The sequence below is a fragment of the Streptomyces sp. DSM 116793 genome (assembly GCF_057320905.1).
On the sequence record NZ_CM170494.1, the window covers coordinates 2,745,512 to 2,768,902 of the forward strand.

Sequence of the window (23,391 nt, forward strand, 5' to 3'; positions counted from 1 at the left end):
CACCTCCCCTGCTCGGAGAGTGCTCAGTCGATACAGAATTCGTTGCCCTCGATGTCCAGCATCGGGATGCACGCATCGTTGCCGTCATACAGCGTTTGCACGTGTACCGCGCCGAGAGGGACCAGTCGTGCACATTCGGCCTCAAGTGCGGCGAGGCGCTCTTCACCCACGAGTCCGGTGCCGACCCGCACATCAAGATGCACCCGGTTCTTGACGGCCTTCCCTTCGGGGACGCGCTGGAAGTACAGTCGCGGGCCCACTCCTGAGGGATCTATGCAGGCGAACCATGAATCCCGCTGCTCAGGTGGCTGCGAACGATTGAAGTCGTCCCAAGTGGCAAACCCCTCCGGTGGCGGCGGTACGACGTACCCCAACACCTCGCACCAGAAGCGGGCGAGGCGCTCAGGTTCTGCGCAGTCAAAGGTGACCTGGAACCGCTTGATCGCTGACATCGGCGCACGATAGCAGCGAGACTCCGCCGTTCACTTCCCAGGCGGAGCCGCCCGCCACCCGTCGCGCCATGGGCCACCGGCTGGACACCAAGTGATCAAACCGGACAGTCCACGAGAACGACGCTGCCGTGGCGGCGGAGAGCCCCAGTGGTGCCCAGAACCAGTCCTGACCAACGATCGCCGAAACCAGAAGAACGACCTCTAAGACGGACCGTGAAGGTGGCGGGGGTGTGTCAATTTAACGGCTGATCTTGGTTGTTAAGTGGTCAGTTGTTGCTCGGGGTCAGGCGGCCCTCGAAGGCGATCTGGAAGGCGTTGAGGGGTGCTTTCCAGCGCATGGTCCAGCGCTTGCGGCCCTTCCCGGTCGGGTCCAGGCTCATCAGTGCCATGTAGATGCACTTGAGGGCGGCGGCCTCGTTGGGGAAGTGCCCGCGGGCGCGGACGGCCTTGCGGATGCGGGCGTTGACGCTCTCGATGGCGTTCGTGCTGCAGATGACTTTGCGTATCTCGACGTCGAACGAGAGGAAGGGCACGAATTCGGCCCAGGCGTCCGACCACAGTTTCACGATCGCCGGATACTTCCGGCCCCAGGACTCCTGGAACTCCAGGAACCGCTCCGTCGCCGCGTCCTCACTCGGCGCGGTGTAGACGGGCTTGAGTGCCTTGGCGACCTTGTCCCAGTCCTGGCGGGCCGCGTATCGGAACGAGTTCCGCAGCTGGTGAACCACACACATTTGAACGATCGTGCGAGGCCAGACAGCCTCGACCGCCTCGGGCAGGCCCTTGCGGCCGTCGCAGACCCAGCATCAGCACATCGTCCAAGCCGCGGTTCTTCAGCTCAGTGAAGACGTGCAGCCAGTACTTGGCGCCCTCGCCGCCGTCGCCAGCCCAGATGCCGAGGATGTCGCGGGTGCCGTCCACGGTCACGGCCATCACCACGTAGACGGCACGGTTCGCGACCTGTCCGTCCCTGATCTTGACGTTGATGGCGTCGACGAACAGGACCGGTAGACGCGGTCGAGCGGCCGGTTCTGCCGTTCGGCCATGCCGTCCATGATCTTGTCGGTGATGGTGGAGATGGTCTGTTTCGACACCTGGGCCGTAGACCTCGGCGAGGTGCGCGGAGATCTCGCCGTGGGTAAGGCCCTTCGCCGAGAGCGACAAGACCATCTCATCGATGCCGGTCAGGCACCGCTGCCGCTTCTTGACGATCTGCGGCTCGAAGGTGCCGGCGGTGTCGCGGGGCCACCTTCACCTCGACCGGGCCGACATCGGTCAGCACGGTCTTCGCCCGGGTACCGTTGCGGCTGTTGCCGTTGTTCCTCCCGGCCGGGTCGTACTTGTCGTAGCCGACGTGATCGGTGATCCCACCTTCCAGGGCGGATTCCAGCACCCGTTTGGTCAGCTGCTGCAGCAGCCCACCCTCGCCCGTCAGTTGCAGCCCCTCGTTGCGGGCCCGGTCGACCAGCATCGCGACGAGCCGTTCGTCCGTCACCGCACCCGACGATGCCTGAGCTACCGGCTCGGCCTGCTCGTTCTCCACGACGGTCTCCGTCATCAGACGCATCTCCTTGATCATCAGATCCGCCGTTGATTAGACACTCCCTCCTCTTCGCCATGCTCCGCGACGACGGCACCCTCTACGACCCCCACCCCACCCCCACGGGTTGACGAAACCCATAGGGACACCCCCGCAAACCTTCCCCAGTAACGAGTGATTATGATGTGCAACCGCGAAGCAGGAAAAAGAACGGAGTGACAGTGAACAAGTCAGTGACTTCGGCAGCAACCGCTTACAATGCCGCCATGGGCCGCCTTATCGCCGCGATACCTGGGTCTGTCTGCAAGAGAGTGTCCGACAGTACTGTGATCCAGTTCCAGGGGTCCCCGATCGCCAGCTTCAATGCCGTTCACTGTCTGAGTCCAGAGCCGGACCCGGAAGTGTTGTCCGCTGCGGCCTCGGAGGCGGCGCAGATCGCCGCCGACCTCGACGTGCCGTGGAGCCTCAAGGTACTCGGGGAGCCGGACCCGCGAGTCGCGCGCCTTGCGGCAAGCTACGGGATGACTTCGTCTTCGCGAACTCCACTCATGACCGTGTCCCTTCGTGAAGCGGACCTTGGACAGGCGGATTCGACGCATGTGCGTTTCCGTCGGATCCGAGGAGACCAGGGCAAGATTTTTCAGGCGGCGCTGGACGCGGGTTTCGAGGCGCCCGGGGGGACGTTCTCTGCCATTATCCCCAGTAGCAGCATCGACGCCCCGGGCGTGGAAGCTTACCTGGCGTATTCCACCGCTGAGGACGATGACCCTCTATCGACTGGAATGGTCCTGTCCGTTGGTGACCACATAGCGGTAGCGATCGTGTCCACGCCGCCGCGGTACCGTCGGCGCGGCTTTGCCCGCGCAATGACTCAGGGCCTGCTTCGTGAGGGGCTGCAGGCCGGCGCAGCGACCGCCGTGCTTCTGTCCAGCGACATGGCAGTTCCGCTGTACGAGTCCCTGGGGTTCCGCATAGCGGAGCATTGGACGACCCTCCAGAGGGCCTGATCGGCCCCGCCATCGCATCGGACAGCGGTGTGAGATGGCTTGCGGACTCGCCGTGGTACTTACAGTAATCGAGTGGGCCGCGAATTGCGTCGGGCAGTTCCACGTCGCCCGCGTCCATTTCGAGCAGCGGGCCACGAAGATACGTCCGTATCTCGCGCACCTTCGGCCTCTCGGCCGCGGGGGTGGCGTCGAGCGCCGCGTGAATCGTGTCGGCCGCGTTCTTGACGAGATTCCGCAGCACGGCTAATTCCGGTGCGCAAAGGTCGATCAGGGAGATCTGGTGGGCCAGCGCGTAATCCTGTGCCTCTGGGCTGAAGCCGGACGTGGAAGATCGCGTACTGAACTTGAACTGGCGATGTCGGCCCTGGCTCTTGCCGTGCCGCCGCCGGGACGGCTGCTTTGCGATGCATCCAATGCCACAGCATCACCTCTCTGACCTGGGATTTCCGGAAGGTCGTTCAGGTTGACATGCTGTTGCAGCGTCCACCAGTCCTTTGGGCGTTCTTCCTTGTCTGCCAGCGGCGAACTGCCGTCCTTCGCCCCCGTTGACTGCGGCTAGTGCTACGCAGCGAGACGGCGGGCCTTGCCCCCTGATCTTGGACACACGAGACACTGGATCCTGAGGATCTGAGGACGGATATCTGGTGGTCATGAAGAACTATCCGCCGCAGTTCAAGGCGGACGCGGTCGCGCTGTACCAGTCGCGGCCCGAGGCGACGATCAGGCAGGTCGCCGCCGATCTGGGGATCAACCCGGAGACCTTGCGGAACTGGGTCCGGGCGGCCGGTGCGAGGGGGCCCCGGGGACGTCGGACGGAGGTGCCCGCCGAGCCGCCCACGCCGTTGGAGGCGGAGAACGCCGCCCTGCGCAAGAAGGTCCGTGAGCTGGAGGAGGAACGCGAGATCCTACGGAAGGCGGCGAAGTATTTCGCCGGGGAGACGCGCTGGTGAACCGCTTCCATTCGTCGCTGACCACCAGCGCCGCTACGGCGTGAAGCGGCTGTGCACCATCCTGGGCATCGCCCGCTCCAGTTTCTACTACTGGCGCGCCACGGCCGCGGACCGGGCTGCCCGGCACGCGGCCGACGCGGGACTCGCCGGCGCGATCATGCACACCGACCACGGCGCCCAGTACACCAGCCGGGCTTTCGCCGACGCCTGCAGCCAGGCCCGCGTCCGCCAGTCCATGAGCGCCGTCGGCTCCAGCGCGGACAACGCGCTCGCCGAGTCCTTCAACGCCACGTTCAACCGCGAAACGCTCCAGGGCCGAAAGAGCTGGTCCAACGAGCGGGAGGCCCGCCTCGACGCTCTCCGCTGGCTGAACCGCTACAACACTCGACGCCGTCACCCCCGCCTCGGGCAGCGCAGCCCGATCGCCTACGAGACAGCGTCCCCAACGACATCAACTACGCTGCCAACAGCTGCATAAGCCGTGTCCAGGATTCGGGGACAAGGCCCCCCGAAGCGTGCGGCCATCGGCATTCCCAGGTAGGCGAGGTTTCCCACGTCCGCCGTACCCAAAGCCCCGAGGGCGTCCACAACCGCACGCCAGTCGTCCGTCATTCGATTGAGGACGACATCGATCCCCTCCTCGGTGATGCGAGCCTGGTATTCCGCAGCCGGCAGCGGACCGGGGACTCGATCACCGTGGTACGGCCCGTCGCTCGCGAGCGCGGCAAGTCCGGCATGTGACGCGAACCAGCAGGCCAGGCTGCGGTTCCACGCGCTCCGCTTGTGTCCGCCTCCCCCGTGTCCCAGCAGGACCAGAGGAGGAGGTGATGAGGCAGGGTGGGCGGCAGCCAGAGCGCGCCGGGAACGGCGCCTCCTCCCCGGGGCAGACGGAACGCCTGCTCCACGACGCCTCCCTCCACGATGCGACGGTCTGTCCACTCGATTGCTTCACCCATCCGGTCATCGGACCAGAGCCCGCCCCCGGGTCGGGCCGGCGGCGGCCGGGGTCAGCGGTTGTCGAAGGCGGACGGGGGCGGGGGCGGGGAGTCCGTCGCGGTGGTGTCGGTGACGGGGGGTGCTCCGGCGGTGAAGTCCGTGAGGGCGCGGCCGTGTTCGACGCGGCCCGGGTGCGGGTCGCTCGCGGCGCGGCGGGTGAGTTCGGGCAGCGGCAGGGGGTGGTCGGCGGCGACGAGCACGGCGTTGCCGAAGCGTCTGCCGCGCAGCACCGCCGGGTCGGCGATCAGCGCCAGTTCCGTGAACCGCGTGGCCGCGGTGGCGACCTGGCCGCGCAGGTGGGCGAGTGGCGGGCCGTCCGCGAGGTTGGCCGCGTAGTAGCCGCCGGGCCCCAGCACCCGGTGCACCTCGGCCAGGAACTCGGCACTGGTGAGGTGGGCGGGGGTGCGTGCCCCGCCGAACACATCGGTGATCACCAGGTCGGCCCAGCCGTCCGGGAAGCGGGCCAGCGCGGCGCGCGCGTCGGCGCAGCGCACCCGGATGCGGGCGGCGGGGTCCAGCGGCAGTTCGCGGCGGACGAGGTCGACGAGGGCCCCGTCGTGCTCGACGACCTGCTGCGTGGAGCGGGGGCGGGTGGCCGCGGTGTAGCGGGCGAGGGTGAAGGCGCCACCGCCCAGGTGCAGGGCGCGGACCGGCCGGCCGGGCGGGGCGACGAGGTCGATGAGGTGCCCCAGCCTGCGCTGGTAGGCGAAGTCGAGGTGCCCGGGGTCGTCCAGGTCCACATGGGACTGCGGGGCGCCGTCGACGAGCAGGGTCCAGGCGCGCGGCCGGTCGGGGTCGGGCACCAGCTCGGCGAGGCCGCCGCCGACCTCGGCGCGGACCGCGGCGCCCCCGCTCCTGCGCCGCCCCGCACGCGCCGTACGCCCCGCCGCTGCCGTGCGCTCGCCCCCGCCGCCCGCCCGGCGCCCCTTGCCCTTCGCCATCCGGCCATTATGGGCACCCCCGCCGGGCCGGGCCCGCCTCGGTCCGCGTCGGACCCCCAGGTGGGCGGGGGTCCGCCAACCGGCGGGGGTCCGCCCAGCCGACGGGGGCCCGCCCAGCCGACGCGGGCCCGCCCAGCCGACGGGACCCGGCCCACCCGGCGGACGGAGCGGGGCCCGCCCGGCCGACAGCCCCGGACTCGCCTCGGGCCGACCGAACCAGACCCACCCCAGCCGGCAGACCCCCACCCACCCACCCCGGCGGACGGAACCGGAATCACCGCGGCCGACAGCCCCGCACTCCCATCGGGCCGGCCGGGTCACACCCGACGCGGGCCGGTGCGCGGTCGGACGCGTCCTACCCGATCGTCACCGTGATGCCCGCGGCCACCATGTCGTCCACGGCCTTCTGCGACTTGGCCTTGGCGTCGTCGACCTTCTTCGGCTGGTACAGGTGGTGCGCGTGCACGCTGATGGCGAACCGATGTCCGTCGTAGTCCGTCGTGGCCAGCTCGATGAGCCGTTCGGCGCAGCCTTCCGCGCCGTCGGCCTTGCTGCTGGTGCCCCGTGCCGTGGAGCACGGACTCGCGCTGAGGCGGATGACGAGGGTGTGCGCGTTCCCCTGCGCGGCGGCCAGCGCCTGCCGCACTCCGCCGTCCGCAATCGGCCCGGTGAAGGAGAGGGCCGTCTGGATCTCGTCCACCAGTTGGTCCTCGGCGTGGTCACCGGGCGAGTGCGGGGCGGTCTCGCTGCTGAAGTTCCCGATCGGGTGACCGTTCAGCGTCGCGCCCAGGATCACCGAGTATCCGGGGTCCGCGGTGACGGTCTCGCCCGGCGGGTAGTGGGTGCGCTGCACGCCCGGCACCGCCGCCCGCGCCCGCCGCGCCGCCGCCTCCGCCCCGGTGGACTGGGCGCGCTGCACGGGCGCGGACGCGCGCATGGCCGCGTCGGCGGGCGCGGAGGCGGGCGCGTGCGCCGGCGCCGGCGCACGCAGTGCCCGGCGCGCCTGGGCTTCCGCCTCGCGCTCGAACCGGTCCGAGGGGTCGGAGACCCTGAGCCCGCTGCCGTCGTCCGTGCCCGCCACCGGCCCGCGACGCTGCTGGACGACGTGCACCAGCTCGTGCGCGAGCGTGTGCCGGTCGGCGCCGCCCCGGCCGATGACGACGTGGTTCCCCGCGGTGTAGGCCCGGGCCCCGATCTCCGCGGCGGAGCGCTGCGCGGCGGGGCCGGTGTGCAGGCGGACGTCGGAGAAGTCCGCGCCGAGACGTCCCTCCATGTCCGCGCGGACCTCGTCGTCCAGCGGCCTGCCGGAGCCGCGCAGCACGTCCTGGACGGTGGCGCGCTGGACCGGGGTGGCCTGCTCGTCGCCGCGTCCCGCGCCGTCGCCGCGTCCCGCACCGTGGGCGCGCCGGGCCCTGGCAACGGCGCGCAGCACGGCAGCGTTTCCGACTGTGCGCTGCAGGACCTCCAGCGCCGCGGGCGTCAGCGGCAACGGGCGGCCTGCCCGCGCGGGCGCGGCCCGCTGCCCGCGTTCGGCCGGCGCCGGGGAGCGCTTCGCGGCACCGCCCTGATCCGTTCGTTCCCCGTGTGCCCGCATGGACGCCTCCTCGGCGTTCGACTGGTGGCGTGGCGAGCCGCCGACTCCCTTTTCGAGCCGCCGACTCGTGTGCCGAGCCGCCGGCCCCTGCTACGAGCCACCGTCCCGGCACCGGCGGCATGCCGTACCCGCGCTCGGGCCCGTGTCATGGCGGCCCGTACCGTGCCGGCCCGTACCGTGCCGCCCCTTCGCGGTACCGAACCGGCGTCCTGCCCGTGCCGTGCCGGCCCTTCGCGCGCTGAACCTCGGCGCTCCGGCCGGCCGGTCGGTGGTCCGAGACGGGACCCGGCCGTCAGCCTCGCCGAGCGGGGGACGCGCGCGGAATGAACGGACGGGCACAGCCGGGGGCAGCGCCGGGGGGCATGCCGTGCGGAACTCCCTGCCCCGGCCGCCGGAGCACATCTCCGAACGCACCCGCCGGAACGCCCCTCCGCACGCACCCACCGGAACGGCCCCTCCAAACGAACCCGCCCGAACCACCCCTCCCAACGAACCCACCCGAAACGCCCCTCCGACGCACCGCCCGGAACACCCTCACCGGCAGTTGTCCGCCGCCGCGATCAGCCGGGCCGCCTCCCCCAGCGCGGCCCGCAGCACGGTGGGGTCGGTCAGCCCCCCGCTGTCCCCGGGCGGCAGCAGCCATCCGCCGTCGCCGCCGATCGGCGGCGCGCCCGCCGGCCCCGGGACGTCGCCGCGGGTCTGCGTGCAGGCGCTGCCCGGCAGGTCCCAGCCGTCCGCCGTGCCCGGCGGCACCAGGAATCCGAGGGTGGCGCAGGCGCCGTCGTGCAACACGGGGCCGACGGCGCGCGCCGCGCCGCGGCGCAGGATGTCGACGGCCTCAAGACCCTGCCGGGCCGGGACGGTGACCAGGTCGCAGAAGTCGCCGTGGACATCCGCGGCCGCCGGCCGCACCCCCGGACCATGCTCCAGCACCTTCACCACGGTCCTCCTCGTTCACGCTCGCTGTGCTCGCCCGGGCCGCAGGGCGTCCGCTCCCGGGACCCACCGCAGGGCTCAACGCGGCCCGCCCGCCCCGGCTACGGCCCGGTGCGGGTACGGCCGGCGGCCGGACGCGGTCCGGGCGGCGGGTGGGATATCCCGTTCATATTCACAACTCTGCGTATACGATCGCTACTCTGCGTGCATATCCCTCGGCGCCCTCCCCTTGGAGCCCCTTCCGCCCCCGGTCCCACCCCCCGCGCCAGAGCGCACCCCCAGGGGCGTGCAGCGCGACCAAAGCGCCCCCACCGCACACCGAGATACCGCCGGACGCCCCCCACCTGGCCCCGTCCGGCACCCCCGGGACGGCGCCGGGCGGATACCCGGCGAGGCCATCCACCGATGCCCCGCACGCTCCCCCGTGCACTTGCTTCACAAGCAACCCCACCGCCGGTCACTGCGTCTACGACGATCAGGGGGGCGGCCCGCACCAAGGGATCACATACGCCATAAAGTGGGCGCACGGCCCTGGAGGCCACCGAGCCGTCAGCTCACCGCCATGGGCCGCTCACCAGGAAGATAGGGAGACCACTCGGATGCCGCAGACGGACGCACCGGTCACCGGGGCGACAGTGAGCAGCCGGCTCCGCTGGTGGACGGAACTGCCCCTGGTCCTCGTGGTCTACGCCACCTACTCGGCGGGCCGGCTGCTGGCCCGCAGCGGCGCGGCCGTCCCCACCGAGCACGGCCTCACGATCCTGCGCATAGAGCGGGTCCTGCACCTCAACATAGAAGAGCCGCTGAACCATGTCTTCGCGCGCCACCTGGCCATCGGCGTGCCCTCGGACTTCTGGTACGCCTCGCTGCACTACGTCGTCACGCCCGCGATAGCCGTCTGGCTCTTCCGCACCCGCCCCGTGCAGTACCGGATCGGCCGCACCTGGCTGCTGCTCTCCACGTTCGTCGGCCTCGTCGGCTTCACCCTGCTGCCCACCTGCCCGCCCCGGCTGCTCCCGCCGTCGCACGGGTTCGTCGACATCATGGCCGAATACAGCTCGTACGGCTGGTGGGCGGGCGACGCGAGCGCGCCCCGCGGTCTCGGCGGCATGACCAACCAGTACGCGGCGATGCCGAGCCTGCACGTCGGCTGGGCGCTGTGGTGCGGGCTGATGCTGTGGCGGTACGGCCGCTCGCCGCTGACCAGGGCCGCCGGGATCGCATACCCGCTGATCACCACGGTCGTGGTGATGGGCACCGCCAACCACTACCTCCTCGACGCGGTCGCGGGCGTGGCCGTCATGGGCCTCGGCCTGGTGCTCGCCCGGCCCTTCCTGCGGCTCACCGACGCCGCCCGCGCCCGGCTGGCGGGGCGCCACCTGCCGGTGCGGGCCGCCTCGGCGCGCATCGCCTCGGCGCACGCCACGGCCGGGCGGACGGCACCCGCATCCGCCCGGGGTTCCGCGATTGTCGGTGACGGGTGCAAGACTTCGGCAGGTGAGCGAATTCCCCGACAGCGCAAGCAGCGTGCCGAGCCGAGCACCCGACCCGCCGACGCGGGGGACGGCGCTGCGGCACCGGCTCGCTGAGCTGCGCGGCCCCACGGCCGCGCCCCTCCCCCTGGACGCCCGGCGGTTGGCGGCGCTCGCCGCAAACCCGGGGTGCAGACGGCGTGCGCTGCTGGACGGCGCGGGCGTGGACAAGGCCGCCCTGGCCCGTGCGCTGGGCGCGCCGTCGGGTTTCGGCCAGTCGCAGTTCGCGTTCATCCGGGGCCACGCCTTCGAGGCGCGGGTCAAGGGCGACGGCGGCGAGGAGCTGCTCCGCCTGGTCCACCGCCACCTGGACCCGTCCGCCGAGCCGCCCACAGCGGCCACGGTCCACGTGCCGGACCTCACGGCCGGCGGCCCCGAGGGGCGCGCGGCGCGTACCGCCCTGGTGCTCAGGGAGTCGGGGACGGGATCCGCCGGGTCCACCTCGCCCGCGTCCACCGGATCCGGGTCCACCTCGCCCGGGACCACCGGATCCGGGTCCACCTCGCCCGGGACCACCGGATCCGGGTCCACCTCGCCCGGGACCACCGCATCGGGAACCCCGGCGCCCGCCCCGTCCGCGGCGGAGGCGGACGCAGCGGCGGAGGCCGGGGACGGCGCCCGGGACACGGACGCCAACCCCACCCGGGGAGCACAGGCCGCGTCCCGCCCGCTCCCCTGGACCCTGCTCGACCACCCCATGCTCACCCTCGACGTCGCGGGCACCCCCGCGTTCCTGGAGCCCGACGCGCTCGTGGTGCACCCGGACGGCAGCTGGAGCGTCGTCGAGATCAAGTCGTTCCCGATGATCGACGGCTCGGCCGAGCCGGAGAAGGTGGGCGCCGCGGCCCGCCAGGCGGCGGTGTACGTGCTGGCACTGGAGCACCTGGCGGAACGGCTCGACCCGCCGCCTCGGGTGCGGCACCGGGTGCTCCTGGTCTGCCCGAAGGACTTCTCCAACCTCCCGACGGCCGCCCCCGTGGACGTGCGCAAGCAGCTCGCGGTCACCCGGCGGCAGCTCGCGCGCCTCACCCGCATCCAGGACATCGCGGCGGCCCTGCCCGAGGAGGCCCGCTTCGACGTCGGTCTCCCGCCGAACGAGCTGTACTCGTCCGTGGAGGCCGTCCCCGCGTCGTACGCGCCCGAGTGCCTCTCCGTCTGCGAGCTGGCGTTCCACTGCCGGGGCCGCGCCCGTGCCGAGGGCGCCGTCACGGCGCTGGGCCGCGCCGTCCGCGGCGAACTGGGCGGCCTCACCACGGTGGAGACCGTCCTCGCGGCGGCCCGCGGCGAGGCGGGCGACCCGGCCGACCCGGCGGTCGCCGCGCTGCGCCGCGCGGCCGGGCTGCGCGCGGAGGCGCTACAGGGAGACGCGCTACAGGGAGACGCGCTTCGGAGAGACGCGCTAAAGGAAGACACGCTTCAAGGAGACACGTTTCAGGGAGACACGTTTCAGGGGGGCGCATGTCGCTGATCACCGACCTGGCCCGCCTTGAGGCGATGGCCGGCGGCCGGGCGCAGCCGACCGCGACCGTGCGGCACCGCCACATCTCCGGCCGGCCCCTGGTGTTCGTGCCGCTCACGACGGCGGGCGAGGCGGGCGCCCCGCTCGGCGCGCTGGTCGGCACCGAGCGCACCTCGCCCCGGCTGCTCGTGGTGCCCCAACCCCGCGATCGCGACCTGCGCTTCGCCTTCCTCGCGGAGCTGGCCGAGATCGTCCTGCCGTACATCGACTCCTTCACGGACGCCGTGGAGAGAGTCGAGCGCACCGAGACCGACCCGGAGAGCGGCAAGCGCGTCAAGGCCGAGGCTGAGCTGTGCGCGGACGCCCCGCAGCTCATCGTGCCGAACCGCGCGGGCATCGCCTTCGTACGGCTGCTGGGCCGCTCGATGCGGTTCCGGCGCACCGCGGAGGCCGACCCCGACGCGCCGTACCCGGCGCCGCCCGCGGTGCCGCTGCTCGGCCGCTGGCTGACGCACTTCGGCGAGCGGTCCCGGGTGCCCGGCTCGGCGCTGCTGCCGGCCATGACGGATCTGCTCGGGCGCCACTGGGCGACGGGCCAGTCCAGCCTGGAGGACCAGCACCTGGGCGCCCTGCTGGCCTGGCTGGAGGCGCCGCCCGGCACGTCGGGGGCCGAGGCCGCGCACCGCGCCGAGCTGGCCAGGGACCACCAGGGCCAGCTGCTCTGCCCGCCCGCGGGACCCGCCACCGACCCGGCGTTCGACAACCACCTGCTCGCCCCGGCCATCGAACGGTACGACCGCGCCCGTACGGCACTGAGCGCGGCCGAGGACGCCCTGGCGGCGGACGAGCGGCTCGGCGCGGTCACGGCCGCCGAGTACGAGATCCGCGCCCTGGTCGACAGCCGTACCCGTCCCACCTGGGACGCCATCTGGCGGGGCCTCGACCTGCTGTGCCGGCTGCCGGAGGGCGCCCACGTGGCGGACCGCTGGACGCGCGACCGCTGGTCGTTCACCGGCCACCGGGACCGCGTCCTGGCCGGCGAACCGCCGCAGCCGCGCCGCGACGACGCCGTGACCGCGGCGAACAAGCTGGCCGCACGCGAGCGCGAGCAGGCCCGTCTCGACGCCCAGGAGGCGCTGGACGACCCGCTGGTGATGGCCGGCCGGCGGCTGGCCGGCGAGGCCTTCGCGGGCGAGGTGACGGATGTCGTCATGACCCGCACCGAGGGCAGGCGGCCCAGCCCCCGCCCGCTCGTCACCGTCCGCACGGACGACCGCCCCCGGCTCACCGTCCGCGGCAGGGTCTACCGCTCCCTGGACGGCAGGCCGCAGACGGCCGAGGTGGTGGAGGTCGTCGAGGACGTCGAGCACCCCGAGCACGCCGAGCACGTAAAGGACATCGAGCACGCCGAGCACGCCGGCGTCCGGGACACCGAGGACCCGGCCGGCGCCGCAGGGCCCCCGGCGCGGGCGGTCGGCGACGGCCACCGCGACGACGACGGTCACGGCGACGACGACGGCATCGGCCACGGCGTGGGCGACACCGGCCTGGTCGTCGTCCTGCGCATCGTCGACAAGATGGGACGCGGCCGGGACCCCGAGCCGGGCTCCGTGCCGGAGAAGGGTGACCGCGTCCTGTTCACGCTCTTCGAGCACGACCAGCGGGGCGGCCCCAAGCTGCCCGACCCGGAGGAGACCCCGTGGACGCACGGCGGCCCGCCGGGCGAGGCGGCCGAGGCGCCGGACCCGGTCACCCCGGAGGACATCCTGTGACACTCCTGCCCGAACACTCCCCGGCGGCCCCCGAGCAGCGCCCCCCGGACGACGCCGACCCGGGCACCGCAGCCGACCCCGGCACCGCAGCCGCCCGCGCCACCGACGCGATCCTGCGCGACACGCTGCACGGCACCGCACGCGGCGTGGTCGTGGACTCGCCGCCGGGCGCGGGCAAGTCCACCCTGGTGGTGCGCGCCGCGCTGGAACTGGCCGCCGCGGGCCACCCGCTGATGGTGGTGGCGCAGACGAACGCCCAGGTCGACGACCTGGTGCTGCGGATCGCCGAGAAGGCCCCCGACCTGCCGGTGGGCCGCCTGCACAGCAGTGACGCGGACGCCTACGACAAGGCGCTCGACGACCTCCCCCGGGTGCGCACCGCGGCCCGGGTCGCGGACCTCGCCGGGCTCGACGTCGTCATCTCGACCGCCGCGAAGTGGGCGCACGTCAGGGGCGTGGAGCCGTGGGGGCACGCGATCGTGGACGAGGCGTACCAGATGCGCTCGGACGGTCTGCTGGCGGTGGCGGGCCTCTTCGAGCGCGCGTTGTTCGTGGGCGACCCGGGCCAGCTCGACCCGTTCTCGATCGTCGGCTCCGAGCAGTGGGCGGGACTCTCCTACGACCCCGCGGCGAGCGCCGTGTCGACACTGCTCGCGCACAACCCGGACCTGCCGCAGCACCGCCTGCCGGTGTCCTGGCGCCTGCCCGCCTCCGCGGCACCGCTGGTCTCGGCGGCGTTCTACCCGTACACGCCGTTCCGCAGCGGCACCGGCCACGGCGACCGTGCGCTGCGCTTCGCGGTGGCGCCGGACGGCTCCGGCGCGGACCGGGTGATCGACGAGGCCGCGGCGTCCGGCTGGGGCCTGCTCGAACTCCCCGCCCGGCACACGCCGCGCACCGATCCGGAGGCGGTGCGCGCGGTCGCCCAGGTGGTCCGCCGGCTGCTGGAGCGCGGCGGCTCGGCGCGCTCCGAGCGAGCGGACGAGCCGGTGCCGCTGACGGCGGACCGCATCGCGGTGGGCACCGCGCACCGCGACCAGGCGGCGGCGGTGCGGGCGGAGCTGGCCACGCTCGGCATCACGGACGTCACCGCGGACACGGCCAACCGCCTCCAGGGCCGCGAGTACGACGTCACGGTGGTCCTGCACCCGCTCTCCGGCCGCCCGGACGCCACCGCGTTCCACCTGGAGACGGGCCGCCTGTGCGTACTGGCCTCCCGTCACCGGCACGCCTGCATCGTGGTGTGCCGGGCGGGCGTCACGGAACTCCTGGACGACCACCCGTCCATGGAACCGGTGCAACTCGGCGTCACCATCAAGTTCCCGGACGGCTGGGAGGCGAACCACGCGGTGCTCTCGCATCTGGCCGAGCACCGGGTGCGGCAGGAGCCGTAAGGCCGTGTGAGGCGTACCGGGCGATCCGGGCCCGAGCCCGCCCAAAGGCGGGCGTGAAACTGCCCGGCGGGGTTTGAGCTCCCGCTGCTGCGTACCGGACACCGGAACGGCGGTTGAACCGCTCTCGGCTCACCGACGTCTCCGTTGTTGGAGTGGTCAACCGTACGAGAGTGGTCGAACCGTTCCTGCGGATGGTCATGGAGACGACTGGTGGTCATGAAGACGACTGGTGGTCATGAAGACGACTGGTGGTCGTGGAGACGACCGGGTTTGCCGACCGCCAGGCACATGGAGCGATTGCCGGCTCGGGGCCACCCGATGACCGGTATGTGAGCAAGGGACAAGTACAGATGGCATTCAGGCGATACACCACCGCGCGCCACCGCATGGCAGTGGCCGTGGCGGCAGGGTCCGGGGCTTTGGCGCTGAGTCTGGCGGGTGCAGGCCAGGCATCCGCGGTCACGGACGCTTCCCCTGGGGTGGACTACACCTCGTTGGGCGACTCGTACGCATCGGCACCGGGGATCGCCGATCAGACCGACTCCACGTGCGCGCGCTCGGACCACAACTACCCGTCTTTGACCGCGTCGAGTCAGCAGTGGCGATTGACGGACGTCAGCTGTGCCGGTGCGACGACGTCCGGCATAACCGGGCCCCAGGGGAGCCTGGCACCACAGCTCGACGCGGTCACCCGCGCCACCGACGTGGTGAGCGTGACCATCGGCGGCAACGACATCGGCTTCACCGACGACCTGGCCACCTGCGCCGGCCTCACCGCATCGGACCCCACGGGCGCACCCTGCCGCGAGCACTTCACCGCGGGCGGCACCGACCAGTTGGCCGCTCTCGTCCAGCAGACCGGGCCCAAGGTCGCCTCGGTGCTGAACGATGTGCACCGGCGGGCACCGCACGCCCGGGTGCTGGTCGTCGGCTATCCGGACCTCTTCCCGGACGACGGCACAGGCTGCACCAGCAGTACGGCCCCGCTGGCGATGGGGGACTTCGCGTACCTGCGCGACACCGAGAAGAAGCTCAACGCCATGCTCGCCGACGAGGCACGGAACGCGGGCGCGCAGTACGTGGACACGTACACGCCGAGCATCGGGCACGACATGTGCCGGCCCGCCGGGCAACGGTGGATCGAGCCGTTGGTCACCACGCCTCCGGTCGCTCCGGCACATCCCAACGCCCAGGGCCAGCAGGCCATGTCCGCCGCGGTCGACCGCGCCATCCGCTGCGCCCGGTACCGCTGGTGATCCCGGACACGCGGACTCGGTAGCCCGCTGTCAGACGACCGAGGGGGAACGCCCCCGGGCCCCGGGCCCCGCCCGTGACGGCACCCCGGCCCCGGCGACGGGGGCGCCCCGCCCCGATCGCCGGGGCCGGGCGATGGGGGCGCCCCGCCGCGCCCCGCGCCCCGAACACCGCGCGTGCCCGTAACTTCACCCGGTGGTCACCGTGGTCAGGTCCGGATGTCAGCTTCGCTCCAGAGCATCTGGCCGACGACCCCTGCCCTCTACCGCAGGAGAACCATCATGGACAGACCCGCAAAGCCGGTGTCCCGTCGGCAGATCGTGCGGCTCGGTGGCGCGGGCGCCGCCGCCGTGCTGCTCGGCACCGGGGTGTGGAGCGCCTCCGCCTCGTACGCGGCGCCACGGACCGGCGGCAACCCCTTCACGCTCGGCGTGGCCTCGGGCGATCCGCTGCCCGACGGTGTGGTGCTGTGGACCCGGCTGGCTCCGGACCCGTTCGCCGCGGACGGCTCGGGAGGCATGCCGCCGCAGCCCGTCCGGGTGGAGTACGAGGTGGCCGGGGACGAGCGGTTCCGTTCCGTGGTCCGGCGCGGGAGCGTGGTGGCGACCCCGGAGCTGGCGCACTCCGTCCACCCCGAGATCCACGGTCTCGCCCCGGACCGCGTGTACTTCTACCGGTTCCGGGTGGGCGGCGCGATCTCCCCGGTGGGCCGGACCCGGACGGCGCCCGCGCCGGGCGCCCGGCTGCGCGGGCTCACGTTCGCGTTCGCGTCGTGCCAGGCGTGGCAGGACGGGTACTACACCGCCTACGAGCATATGGCGGCCGAGGACCTCGATCTCGTCGTGCACCTGGGCGACTACATCTACGAGTCGGGGGTGGGCACGAACAAACGGGGCGTCACCGTGCCCCAGCAGTTCACCACCGAGACGTTCGACCTGCCCCGCTACCGCCTCCAGTACGCGCTGTACAAGTCCGAGGCGCCGCTGCAGCAGGCGCACGCCGCGTTCCCGTGGGTCCACGTCAACGACGACCACGAGGTCGAGAACAACTGGGCGGGCGACATCTCGCAGGTCGACACCGAGCCCGACCAGGACCCGGCGGTGTTCCGGCAGCGCAGGGCCGCGGCGTTCCAGGCCATGTACGAGCACCTGCCGTACCGGCGGGCCCAGATGCCCTCCGGCCCCGACATGCGCCTGCACCGCCGGCTGACCTACGGCACGCTCGCGGACTTCACCATCCTGGACACCCGCCAGTTCCGCGACGACCAGCCCTGCGGCGACACCACCTCGGTCGACTGCACCGCCCGCCTGGACCCCGGTCTCACCATCCTCGGCGCCGAGCAGCGGGAGTGGCTGCTGAAGGGCTTCGGCTCCTCCAGGGCGCGCTGGCAGGTCCTCGGGAACCAGGTCGCCATGGGCCAGACCGACCTCGATCCGAGTCCCGACGTCACGAAGGTGTGGGACGACCCGTGGGACGGCTACGTGGCCGACCGCAACCGGGTGCTCGGGGCGGCCCAGGACCGCGGCGTGCGCAACCTCGTGGTGATCACGGGCGACCGCCACCAGAACTACGCCTGGGACCTCAAGCGCGACTTCGCCGACCCCGACTCTCCCACGGTGGCCAGCGAGTTCGTCGGCACGTCCATCACCAGCGGCGCGGACGGCGCGGACATGAACGCGGACGGCCAGAACCTCCTGGCGGCCAACCCGCACATGAAGTTCTTCAACGGGCAGCGCGGCTACGTCCGCGTGAACCTCACGCCCGAGCGCTGGCGCAGCGACTTCCGGGTGGTGCCCTTCGTGACCACCCCGGGCGCGCCGGTCTCCACCCGGGCCAGCTTCGTCGTGGAGGACGGGCGCCCCGGCGTGCAGGAAGCCTGACCCCCGGCCGTACCGGCCCTACCGGCCCCGGACCGCCCCGTCGGCGCGCCCGGGGCCGGCGCCTTGGCGGCGTCCCGCGCCCACCGCCCCCGTCGTCCATGCGGGGACGGGGGCACTCACGGGAGGTGCAACTCCGCCCACACCGTCTTGCCCGGTGCGCCGACGCGCGGCGCGACCGCCCACCGGGTCGCCAGCCGGGCGACGATGAGCAGCCCACGGCCCGCCTCGGCGTCGCCCGGCGGCTCCTTCCCGGACAGCGGCGGCACGTGCTCGGTACGGGTGTCGGTCACCTCCACCCGCAGGACCCGCCCCTCCTCGGTCAGACGAACGTGGAAGTCCCGGCCCGGCACGTGCCCGTGCCGCACGGCGTTGGCGGCCAGCTCCGCCGTGATCAGGGCCAACGTCTCGTTGACGTGACCGTCGTACGCGTGGCCCCACGTGTCGAGCCGGTGCGACACGAGACGCCGGGCGAGACGCGCACCGCGCCGCGAGGACGTGAACCGCATGGCGAACTCCCGGGGGCCGAGGCCGGGGTTGGGCGCCCCCGGTGCGGGGGAAATCTCGCTGTTCATGTGGTTCACGCTTCCGCCCTGGCCGTAACGTGACGAGACACGACGCGCACACGGGCGGTTGCTGTACGTGTCTCGTGGGCGCCCGTGTGCGGGGCGAGGCGTGACGACCTGGCGCGGGGACGCGTTGGGCGGTGGAGGTGGTACGGGGATGAGCGAAACGACGGACATGGTGGACGAGGCGTCCGGCCCGGAGGAACAGCAGCCGGAACCGGAGCCCGGCTCGGGCATCCTGCGGGCGTTCGGACGGCAGTTGAAACGGTGCCGGGTGAGGGCGGGACTGGAACGACGGGAGTTCGGCGCGATGGTCGGCTACTCGGCGTCCACGATCGCGTCCTACGAGCAGGGGCGCAGGGTTCCGCCGCCCCGGTTCATCGACCAGGCGGACGAGCGGCTGGACGCGGGCGGCGTCCTCATGGAGATGAAGGAGGAGGTCGCGCGAGCACAGTACCCACCGTTCTTCCAGGACGCGGCGGTTCTGGAGGCGAAGGCGGTTGAGGTGCATGTGTACGCGACGCAGGCGGTGCCGGGATTGTTGCAGACAGAGGAGTACGGGAGGGCTGTTTTCCGGATGTGGCGGCCTCTCCTTGAGGAAGAAACCATCGAGCAGCGCCTCGCGGCTCGTTTGGAGAGGCAGACGATCTTTGCACGCCGTCCACGTCCGCACCTGAGCTTCGTCATGGAAGAAAGCGTGCTACACCGCCGTATCGGTGGTGAGCAGGTCTGGCGGGGACAGTTGGAACAGATCCTCCTGACCGGCCAGGCGCGCAATGTGGACATTCAGGTCATGCCATTGAACCGCGGCGAGCACGCTGGGCTAGCAGGGCCGTTCACCTTGATGGAAGTCAAAGACGGGCGGAGGATCGCCTATACGGAGGTGCAGAGCGACAGCCGTCTGCACACCGAACGGAATCGAGTGCGGGAGCTGGAGGCCACCTACGGCTGTCTGCGGGCGCAAGCACTCACTCCGGAGGAGTCACTGGCCTTGGTCGAGAAGTTGCTTGGAGAGGGATAAGCGTGGAAACGTCCGAGAAGCTCGCTTGGTTCAAGAGCAGCTACAGCGCTGGGGACGGCGGCGAGTGCATCGAGGTCGCCATGGACTGGCGCAAGTCCAGCTACAGCGCTGGTGATGGAGGCGACTGCGTAGAGATGACCGCCTGCCCCCACGCCGTCCACATCCGGGACTCCAAGGAGATAACCCGGCCCAGCCTTACGGTGAGCGCCGCCGCCTGGACCGCGTTCGTCGGCTTCGCGACCCGGTAGCAGCGTCCGGCGATTGATCGTCCAAGGTGTGCCCCCGGCACGAGCCGCCGGGGGCACACCTGCGGACCACGGTGTCACGCGGCACGCTGTGGACCGTGCACGCTCATGCCGCAGACATCGCGCGGAATCAGCCCAGCGTCCTGGTTGCCGCGCGAAGGTCCTCCAGGGCAGCCAGCGCATGGTGCGCGAGCCCTGTCGTGTCGTCACGATCGGCTTCGGACCACCGGGCATAGCCCTGCTTGAAGGCGAGGACCCCCAACTCGGCCGCGAGGTGCGCGGTCGGATCGGGAACGCCGCGGGCGACGAGCGCGTCCGTCATGGCGGCCGCGAGGCCGATGCTCTTCAGCGCGTCCCGCTCCTGGAGCTCGGTGCTGGCCGCCACGGCCGCTTTCAGGCGGGGACCGAGGTCGCGATTGAGCGGCCCCATTTCACTCGATGCGCGCTCCAGGCCGGCGGCGACCGCGTCGAGCGGGCCGGCGCTCGCCGGTGCCTGCGCGATGCCCTCGGCGAGGAGCTTGCTCAGTGTCGCCTGCCCGGCCACCAGGATCTCACGCTTGTCGGAGAAGTGCCGGTGGAAGGTGCTTCTGGTGACTCCGGCGCGCGCGGCGATCTGCGCCACGGTGGTGGCGTCGTACCCCTGCTCGGTGAAGAGGTCCACTGCCGCGACGACCATCCGCTCTCGCGCCCCCGGTTGCCATCGAGTCATGCCCTCACCGTAGCAGAGTGATGCGACAGGTGTCCCGTCACTCTGTTACGGTGATGGGACACCTGTCGCATCACCTGTCGGGAGAGCCCTCATGCATGTCTTCGTCACCGGCGGTACCGGAACCATCGGCTCCGCGGTCGTCGCCGAACTACTCGCCCACGGCCACACCGTCCTCGGGCTGGCCCGCTCGGACGCCTCCGCGCAGGCCCTCAGACGCGCCGGGGCCGAGCCGCTGCGAGGCGAGATCGCGGACCTCGACGTCCTGCGCGCCGGCGCCGCGCAGGCCGATGGCGTGATCAGCCTGGCGTTCAGCCGCGACTACGGCGACCCGGACGGGCTCGCACGGGGCGTCGCCCAGGAGAGCGCCGCCCTCGCCGCCCTGGGCAACGAGCTCGTCGGCAGCGACCGTCCGATCGTCACGGTCTCGGGCACGCCCTGGGTGCCGGGCCGCCCCGCCACCGAAACCGATCCGCTGCCGACCGACGGACCTGTAGGCGGTCGGGGCCGTTCCGTCAACGCACTGCTGGAGCTGGCCTCGCGCGGTGTGCGCGCCACGGCTGTCCGGATGCCGCGCACGGTCCACAACGAGGGCAAGGGCGGATTCGCCGGCCTGTTGACCGACCAGGCGCGCCGCACCGGGGTGGCCGGCTACCCGGGCGACGGCACCCAGCGCTGGCCGGCCGTGCACGCCCTCGACGCGGCGGTCCTGTTCCGGCTGGCCCTCGAATCGGCGCCGGCCGGGACAGCCTGGCACGCCGTGGCCGACGAGGGCGACGCGGTGCGCGACATCGCGACAGTCGTCGGTCGGCGGCTGGGCCTGCCGGTCGCGGCGGTACCGGAGGAGACCTTCGGGCCGTTCGGCCCCATCTTCGCGATGGACCAGCCGGCGTCCAGTGCCCACACCCGCGCGGCCCTCGGATGGCAGCCGACACACCCCGGCCTCCTTGAGGACCTGGAGAACATCCAGCCCTGAGACCGTCAACCCTGTGCCCGTGGCCGACCCCAACGTCGTCATGCACGGCCCCCGGTCGGCCGGAGGAAGGGCAGCGCGGTAGCCCTCCGCCCTGGCGGGAATCCTGGTCGGCCAGGGCCGGGCCAGCGGGAGCCATACAGGGCGGCGAGCGGTGCCCGGCCGTCAGGCTTCGCGGGCCTCAAGCACGCAGGCCATGCAAGTAGCGCGCAGCAGTGGGCCGACGGGTGACGCTTCAGAGCCCTCACACGCCCGGTTGAAGAGATCGCAGGAGAGGCCCAGCGGGGTCGGTTCATCGGGGAAGCGCAATGCCCGGCGGAACTCGTCACTGGTGCGCAGCAGGTCGCCGAACTCAAGGACGCGAGGGATCGGCGGTTGCACGGTTGCGGCTAGTGCCTGTTCGATGTCGGCTACGTGGCCGGCCGCCGGTGACTCCACGAGGTAGGGAACTCCGTTCACGCTGGCGAGAGTACTGAGCAGCTCCTCGTCGCCACGGGAGATGAGGAACATCTCTTGCGGCACCGTGACCCACACGAAGATTCCATCGTCTTTCTTGCGAACGGACAGCAGGCTTTCAACGACCTCACCCTGGTCGAACGCATTTACTACGGTACGGCTCGGGTCACGCTCGTACCTGTAGGCGGTGCCGTTCAGGCGAACATCGAAGACACCCTCGCTGATCTCGTCGACGACGAATTTTTCCACCATGTTCCTCACCTCCAGGGTCTGCAATCGGGGCATGTTGGCGTAAAGGCTGCACTCACCAGTAAGCGTTCGGACGCAGAGAATGTCGTTTCGTGGTTCCTGTATCGCTGCCGAATGCCATGCGCCAACCGGCAGGCGCTGTACGTCCAGAAGTCATTGCATAGCCTACGCCTGGTACGTCGGGGCCGCATGACAGCACGATAACCGGTGCTTCGGCAACCGTTGTGCCCGCGTTATGGGGCCGTGCCTCGACGCAGACTGCGGGGGTGAAGAGGTTGGTGTGAGGAAGTGGCTCGACAGGTGCGATCAAGGGCTGGGTGTGCTTACGTGGAGTATTGGCACATTGAGGAGGTGTGTCTTGAGACTCCGTATCACGATAGACATCTTCTCAGGTCTCCCGAACCCTTCATGGCTGGTCACGGATCCTGATGAAGTACACCGCCTACTCCGATTGATCCTGCGCCACCGATCAGGTGTGGCCGAGATGCACAGCGGATTCGGGGGGCTCGACTTCCGTGGACTTCGCGTTGATCTCGCCAGCGACTCCCAGTTGCTCGGCCTGCCGCCGAGTTTCGAGGTGGCAAACGGTGGAGCGGAAGACCCGTTCGCCAGTGCGGACTTGGCCGAGCAGCTTCTGGAAACCATGCCGGAGCCTGTTGAGGAAGCCGAAAGGGGAGATGCTCGCGCCCTCCGTGAATCCGTGCGGCAGGACATCTACCGGACCGTGACGAAGCAGCTGGGCGGCGCAGGCGAGCCGAGCGAGCCGCCGGATCCGGACGTTGCGGCTGAAGTCGCCGAGCAGCTGCGTGAAATCAACCTCGGCAAGTGTGAGTTCAACTCGCAATTCTACTACCCTGACTACTGGAATCGACCAGAGGTCGTGCGGGCTAACAACTGTTATGACTATGCCATCGACCTGGCCACGAACAAGTTTTCCAAGCCCGGCTATCACCATGGTTACCGCATTCCGCCGACCATGAAGTGCGCCGAGGTACGGACGGGGTTGGTGCGGGATGGGTTGCGCTCCTGGGGTGACTGCCAGCCTCCGGGTGTTTATCGGTACGTGATCGCCATGGTTGTCGGGACAAGGCCCTGCGGGAAGCGGGACTTTCACTTCTACCGACTGGACCGCGGCGGGTTCTGGAGCCATAAGCCGGGCCAGCACTATGCGACCGATCGAGACGATTCCCGCAACTTCATCAGGGATCCCTTCACCTGCAATCGAGGCATCTACACTGAATGGTGCGGCTTCTTCCAGTCTCATCATTCGGTGGTTATTTCAGGTCCAGGGGCGCCGCCGTGAGACTACCGGCAGAAGAAGACTGTCGGCCGTTCCGAGCTGCCTGTGAGCACGGCGCCATCGACGCCCTCACCGAAGCCCGGTGCTACTTGCAGAACGCATAGTGGACGGCACCGGGCAGAGCCTGGGGGCGTATGAGGCACCGGGAGTTATCGCTGCTGCCGGATCAGG

At 71.2% G+C, this 23,391-nt stretch carries 19 protein-coding genes and 2 pseudogenes; 12 read left to right on the forward strand and 9 right to left on the reverse strand.

Annotation, left to right across the window (positions count from 1 at the left end):
• Positions 1-23: 23 nt before the first annotated feature.
• From ACSMXW_RS10910 to ACSMXW_RS10920, 3 genes and pseudogenes are all read right to left on the reverse strand, one after another.
• Complete coding sequence (locus ACSMXW_RS10910) at positions 24-452, reverse strand: VOC family protein (RefSeq protein WP_485805641.1); 429 nt, start codon at positions 450-452, stop codon at positions 24-26.
• A 266-nt stretch (positions 453-718) separates the two neighbouring features.
• Positions 719-1,195, reverse strand: coding sequence for a transposase (locus ACSMXW_RS10915; RefSeq protein WP_485807955.1), 477 nt, complete (start codon positions 1,193-1,195; stop codon positions 719-721).
• Positions 1,083-2,031 (reverse strand): annotated as a pseudogene (locus ACSMXW_RS10920) (transposase). The gene ACSMXW_RS10915 and the pseudogene ACSMXW_RS10920 overlap by 113 nt, the downstream one beginning before the upstream one ends.
• A gap of 287 nt (positions 2,032-2,318) precedes the next feature.
• Here ACSMXW_RS10920 and ACSMXW_RS10925 point away from each other — a divergent pair.
• Both ACSMXW_RS10925 and ACSMXW_RS10930 read left to right on the forward strand, forming a co-directional pair.
• Complete coding sequence (locus ACSMXW_RS10925) at positions 2,319-2,999, forward strand: GNAT family N-acetyltransferase (protein WP_485805643.1); 681 nt, start codon at positions 2,319-2,321, stop codon at positions 2,997-2,999.
• A 644-nt stretch (positions 3,000-3,643) separates the two neighbouring features.
• Positions 3,644-4,427: pseudogene (locus tag ACSMXW_RS10930) on the forward strand (transposase).
• A 529-nt stretch (positions 4,428-4,956) separates the two neighbouring features.
• Here the strand turns inward: ACSMXW_RS10930 and ACSMXW_RS10935 are convergent.
• The 3 genes from ACSMXW_RS10935 to ACSMXW_RS10945 form a co-directional block, all read right to left on the reverse strand.
• On the reverse strand, positions 4,957-5,886 hold the full coding sequence (locus tag ACSMXW_RS10935; protein ID WP_485805645.1) for a spermidine synthase: 930 nt from the start codon (positions 5,884-5,886) through the stop codon (positions 4,957-4,959).
• 355 nt (positions 5,887-6,241) lie between these two features.
• Complete coding sequence (locus ACSMXW_RS10940; RefSeq protein ID WP_485805647.1) at positions 6,242-7,480, reverse strand: eCIS core domain-containing protein; 1,239 nt, start codon at positions 7,478-7,480, stop codon at positions 6,242-6,244.
• A gap of 534 nt (positions 7,481-8,014) precedes the next feature.
• On the reverse strand, positions 8,015-8,413 hold the full coding sequence (locus ACSMXW_RS10945; protein WP_485807957.1) for a hypothetical protein: 399 nt from the start codon (positions 8,411-8,413) through the stop codon (positions 8,015-8,017).
• A gap of 602 nt (positions 8,414-9,015) precedes the next feature.
• Between ACSMXW_RS10945 and ACSMXW_RS10950 the strand changes: the two genes are divergently transcribed.
• The 6 genes from ACSMXW_RS10950 to ACSMXW_RS10975 all read left to right on the forward strand — a co-directional run bounded on the left by ACSMXW_RS10950 (position 9,016) and on the right by ACSMXW_RS10975 (position 17,707).
• A complete protein-coding gene (locus tag ACSMXW_RS10950; RefSeq protein WP_485805649.1) occupies positions 9,016-10,005 on the forward strand; it encodes a phosphatase PAP2 family protein in 990 nt (329 codons plus the stop codon).
• 88 nt (positions 10,006-10,093) lie between these two features.
• Positions 10,094-11,416 carry a hypothetical protein gene (locus ACSMXW_RS10955; RefSeq protein WP_485807958.1) on the forward strand — a complete coding sequence of 441 codons (1,323 nt, stop codon included), beginning with the start codon at positions 10,094-10,096 and terminating at the stop codon, positions 11,414-11,416.
• Positions 11,407-13,179, forward strand: a complete 1,773-nt coding sequence (locus ACSMXW_RS10960; RefSeq protein WP_485805651.1) for a hypothetical protein — start codon at positions 11,407-11,409, stop codon at positions 13,177-13,179. The genes ACSMXW_RS10955 and ACSMXW_RS10960 overlap by 10 nt, the downstream gene beginning before the upstream one ends.
• Positions 13,180-13,289: 110 nt before the next feature.
• Positions 13,290-14,573, forward strand: coding sequence for an AAA domain-containing protein (locus ACSMXW_RS10965; RefSeq protein WP_485807960.1), 1,284 nt, complete (start codon positions 13,290-13,292; stop codon positions 14,571-14,573).
• 479 nt (positions 14,574-15,052) lie between these two features.
• Complete coding sequence (locus ACSMXW_RS10970; protein ID WP_485805653.1) at positions 15,053-15,829, forward strand: SGNH/GDSL hydrolase family protein; 777 nt, start codon at positions 15,053-15,055, stop codon at positions 15,827-15,829.
• A 279-nt stretch (positions 15,830-16,108) separates the two neighbouring features.
• Positions 16,109-17,707 (forward strand): alkaline phosphatase D family protein, encoded by a 1,599-nt coding sequence (locus ACSMXW_RS10975; RefSeq protein ID WP_485805655.1) that lies wholly within the window; start codon positions 16,109-16,111, stop codon positions 17,705-17,707.
• A 116-nt stretch (positions 17,708-17,823) separates the two neighbouring features.
• On the opposite strand, the gene ACSMXW_RS10980 is transcribed toward ACSMXW_RS10975, so the two are convergent.
• Positions 17,824-18,279, reverse strand: coding sequence for an ATP-binding protein (locus tag ACSMXW_RS10980; RefSeq protein ID WP_485805657.1), 456 nt, complete (start codon positions 18,277-18,279; stop codon positions 17,824-17,826).
• A gap of 148 nt (positions 18,280-18,427) precedes the next feature.
• Here ACSMXW_RS10980 and ACSMXW_RS10985 point away from each other — a divergent pair, with 148 nt between their 5' ends.
• Positions 18,428-19,291, forward strand: a complete 864-nt coding sequence (locus ACSMXW_RS10985; RefSeq protein ID WP_485805659.1) for a helix-turn-helix domain-containing protein — start codon at positions 18,428-18,430, stop codon at positions 19,289-19,291.
• 2 nt (positions 19,292-19,293) lie between these two features.
• On the forward strand, positions 19,294-19,539 hold the full coding sequence (locus ACSMXW_RS10990) for a DUF397 domain-containing protein (protein ID WP_485805661.1): 246 nt from the start codon (positions 19,294-19,296) through the stop codon (positions 19,537-19,539).
• Between the two features lie 127 nt (positions 19,540-19,666).
• Here ACSMXW_RS10990 and ACSMXW_RS10995 read toward each other — a convergent pair whose 3' ends face one another.
• The gene (locus ACSMXW_RS10995) at positions 19,667-20,245 is read right to left on the reverse strand and encodes a TetR/AcrR family transcriptional regulator (protein ID WP_485805663.1); all 579 of its coding nucleotides are present in this window, start codon (positions 20,243-20,245) and stop codon (positions 19,667-19,669) included.
• 91 nt (positions 20,246-20,336) lie between these two features.
• On the opposite strand from ACSMXW_RS10995, the gene ACSMXW_RS11000 reads away from it, so the two are divergent.
• A complete protein-coding gene (locus ACSMXW_RS11000; protein ID WP_485805665.1) occupies positions 20,337-21,218 on the forward strand; it encodes an SDR family oxidoreductase in 882 nt (293 codons plus the stop codon).
• Between the two features lie 162 nt (positions 21,219-21,380).
• On the opposite strand, the gene ACSMXW_RS11005 is transcribed toward ACSMXW_RS11000, so the two are convergent.
• Positions 21,381-21,923, reverse strand: a complete 543-nt coding sequence (locus tag ACSMXW_RS11005) for a hypothetical protein (protein WP_485805667.1) — start codon at positions 21,921-21,923, stop codon at positions 21,381-21,383.
• 472 nt (positions 21,924-22,395) lie between these two features.
• Between ACSMXW_RS11005 and ACSMXW_RS11010 the strand changes: the two genes are divergently transcribed.
• On the forward strand, positions 22,396-23,223 hold the full coding sequence (locus tag ACSMXW_RS11010) for a hypothetical protein (RefSeq protein WP_485805668.1): 828 nt from the start codon (positions 22,396-22,398) through the stop codon (positions 23,221-23,223).
• Positions 23,224-23,391 lie beyond the last annotated feature (168 nt).

Bases quoted from the DNA above. Each gene is read 5' to 3' on its own strand.
- ACSMXW_RS10910 (WP_485805641.1), bottom strand. From the start codon at position 452: ATGTCAGCGATCAAGCGGTTCCAGGTCACCTTTGACTGCGCAGAACCT.
- ACSMXW_RS10935 (WP_485805645.1), bottom strand. From the start codon at position 5,886: ATGGCGAAGGGCAAGGGGCGCCGGGCGGGCGGCGGGGGCGAGCGCACG.
- ACSMXW_RS10940 (WP_485805647.1), bottom strand. From the start codon at position 7,480: ATGCGGGCACACGGGGAACGAACGGATCAGGGCGGTGCCGCGAAGCGC.
- ACSMXW_RS10950 (WP_485805649.1), top strand. From the start codon at position 9,016: ATGCCGCAGACGGACGCACCGGTCACCGGGGCGACAGTGAGCAGCCGG.
- ACSMXW_RS10960 (WP_485805651.1), top strand. From the start codon at position 11,407: ATGTCGCTGATCACCGACCTGGCCCGCCTTGAGGCGATGGCCGGCGGC.
- ACSMXW_RS10975 (WP_485805655.1), top strand. From the start codon at position 16,109: ATGGACAGACCCGCAAAGCCGGTGTCCCGTCGGCAGATCGTGCGGCTC.
- ACSMXW_RS10980 (WP_485805657.1), bottom strand. From the start codon at position 18,279: ATGAACAGCGAGATTTCCCCCGCACCGGGGGCGCCCAACCCCGGCCTC.
- ACSMXW_RS10985 (WP_485805659.1), top strand. From the start codon at position 18,428: ATGAGCGAAACGACGGACATGGTGGACGAGGCGTCCGGCCCGGAGGAA.
- ACSMXW_RS10995 (WP_485805663.1), bottom strand. From the start codon at position 20,245: ATGACTCGATGGCAACCGGGGGCGCGAGAGCGGATGGTCGTCGCGGCA.
- ACSMXW_RS11000 (WP_485805665.1), top strand. From the start codon at position 20,337: ATGCATGTCTTCGTCACCGGCGGTACCGGAACCATCGGCTCCGCGGTC.
- ACSMXW_RS11005 (WP_485805667.1), bottom strand. From the start codon at position 21,923: ATGGTGGAAAAATTCGTCGTCGACGAGATCAGCGAGGGTGTCTTCGAT.